The organism is Blautia massiliensis (ex Liu et al. 2021) (genome assembly GCF_052064225.1).
Taxonomy (GTDB): domain Bacteria; phylum Bacillota; class Clostridia; order Lachnospirales; family Lachnospiraceae; genus Blautia_A; species Blautia_A fusiformis.
Map to the genome: position 1 here is coordinate 1 of NZ_JBQHWA010000070.1, position 2,162 is coordinate 2,162.

The 2,162-nt window shown below is 36.6% G+C and carries 3 protein-coding genes; all 3 read left to right on the top strand.

Translation table 11 applies throughout. The annotated features are described in order from the left end of the window. Positions 1-106 precede the first annotated feature (106 nt). The gene (locus ACTNDQ_RS15260) at positions 107-421 is read left to right on the top strand and encodes a hypothetical protein (RefSeq protein WP_441064988.1); all 315 of its coding nucleotides are present in this window, start codon (positions 107-109) and stop codon (positions 419-421) included. Positions 422-721: 300 nt separating this feature from the next. Then, on the top strand, positions 722-937 hold the full coding sequence (locus tag ACTNDQ_RS15265; RefSeq protein WP_028086451.1) for a helix-turn-helix domain-containing protein: 216 nt from the start codon (positions 722-724) through the stop codon (positions 935-937). A gap of 24 nt (positions 938-961) precedes the next feature. Then, positions 962-2,125: a type I restriction-modification system subunit M gene (locus ACTNDQ_RS15270; RefSeq protein ID WP_441064989.1), complete on the top strand. Its 1,164-nt coding sequence runs from the start codon at positions 962-964 to the stop codon at positions 2,123-2,125. The last annotated feature ends 37 nt before the right edge of the window (positions 2,126-2,162 follow it).

The following is a 2,162-nucleotide window of genomic DNA, read 5'->3' on the forward strand; positions in this document are numbered from 1 at the left end:
ATGATGAGTTCCTCCTCTTGTTATTATACATTTTATTTGTATCAAGGGAATATCTCATTTTTGTTTTGTACTAATTAGATGCTAACATCAGGAAGATCTGACAGACATGCAGAATCATGTGCTTCCGTATCTGCAGAGCTTTTGCAATCTGGAAGAAAAAGGTGTGAAAGAGAGACGAGAACAGCAGATAACGGAAAGAAATGAAGGAAGAGCAGATGAGCGGGGAACAAGTACCGAAGCGAATGCAGTGGTCAAGGATGCAGGAAAAGCAGATAGGAAACAGGTACAACAGAAGCAGGCGGTAGTTGGAAAAGATAAGAAATTATCCATTCATGAACGGCTTGAGATTAATAAGAGGATTATTCAAGAAAAGCAGGGAAAAGATAAGCCGGAGAGAGGGGCTGATCGGGGTGTGAGATAAGTATAATATTATAATTCTAATGAAGGATGTAGGGAGTCAATCCCTGCATCCTTTTTTAATGCGTAAATATGGATTGAACGTTATAATGAAAGCAGATTGGAGATGTTTTTCTTCTAACCACATCAATTAGGAAAAGAGTATCTGTAGCAGATAAATTCAAAAGGTTTGTGAATAAATTAAAAAAGATATTCAATATTTGAAAAAAGATATGTGATATTTGTAAATGCGAATTGTACAAGGAGTTTTTTGTGTGATAAAATAATTTTGATATTGATTGCACATTAAACGGAGGAAAAGAGGATGGCAATTAGTTATAATGGATTATGGAAACAGTTAATTGACCACGGAATGAAAAAAGGAGATTTGTGTGCCAAGACTGGTCTTAGCTCCAGTACAATAGCAAAGATGACAAACTGCGAGTCGGTGAAACTATCTGTTTTGGAAAAAATCTGCAAAGAGTTGGATTGTAACTTTGGAGATTTGATTGACTATGTACCAGATAACAAAGAAAAGTAAATTACCTTATGGAGGAAAATGTAAATGGCTACGAGAAGTGCAAAAATAGATCAGAAAGCAGACCTAATATGGGCAATAGCAGATAAGCTTACCGGTGTATATAAACCACATGAATATGGAGATGTTATATTACCACTTACAGTAATCAGACGTTTTGACTGTATTCTCTCAGATACGAAGGATGCGGTATTACAGAAATACGATGAAGTAAAGAATCTTCCAATGAAAGATATTTTACTTCGTAAGGCTTCAAAAAAGGATTTTTACAATACAAGTAAATATACATTTGAAAGACTTATGGATGATCCTGACCACATTGAGGAGAATTTTAGAGAGTATCTGAATAAATTTTCAGCAAATGTGCGGGATATTCTGGAAAAATTTAAGTTTGATGGACACATCACAACGATGGCAAATAAGGGGATTCTGTATATTGTTTTAAAGGAATATACAACAGACAGAGGAAATCTTCATCCGAATGAAATCTCTAACCTTGAAATGGGATATATTTTTGAAGAAATTATAAGAAGATTTTCTGAGTCTCATAATGAAGATGCAGGACAGCATTACACTCCAAGAGAAGTTATCCAACTTATGGTTAATATTCTCTTCTATGATGATAATGACATCCTTTCTGGCAATAATGTGGCAAAGACGATTTATGATCCTGCCTGTGGAACCGGAGGTATGCTTTCTGTAGCAGAGGAATATTTACATAGTCTGAATGCATCTACAGAGCTTGTATCGTTCGGTCAGGAAATCAATGACCAGACATTTGCAATCTGTAAGGCTGATATGCTGATTAAGGGTAACAATGCTGATTACATTAAGGATGGCAACACATTATCGGATGACCAGTTTGCAGGCAGTACATTTGACTATATCCTTTCAAATCCTCCGTTTGGACGTGAGCGGAAGAATGAAAAGGCAAAAGTAGAGGAAGAGGCAAAGCTTGGCTTCGGAGGAAGATTTGGAGCAGGACTTCCGGCTACAAGTGACGGACAGATGCTTTTTCTTATGACAGCAATATCAAAGATGAAAGATATTGATAAAGGTGGAAGCAGAATTGCAATCATTCATAATGGTTCCCCACTTTTTACAGGAGATGCAGGAAGCGGACCTTCTGAAATCAGAATGGTCCTATGTCAAGATTTAGTACAAATTAAAATGAGAAGTTCTGCCTGCTAAGCAGCAGACAGTAACATACCCCTCTCATACAGCTTTT

Bases quoted from the DNA above. Each gene is read 5' to 3' on its own strand.
- ACTNDQ_RS15260 (WP_441064988.1), top strand. From the start codon at position 107: ATGCAGAATCATGTGCTTCCGTATCTGCAGAGCTTTTGCAATCTGGAA.
- ACTNDQ_RS15265 (WP_028086451.1), top strand. From the start codon at position 722: ATGGCAATTAGTTATAATGGATTATGGAAACAGTTAATTGACCACGGA.
- ACTNDQ_RS15270 (WP_441064989.1), top strand. From the start codon at position 962: ATGGCTACGAGAAGTGCAAAAATAGATCAGAAAGCAGACCTAATATGG.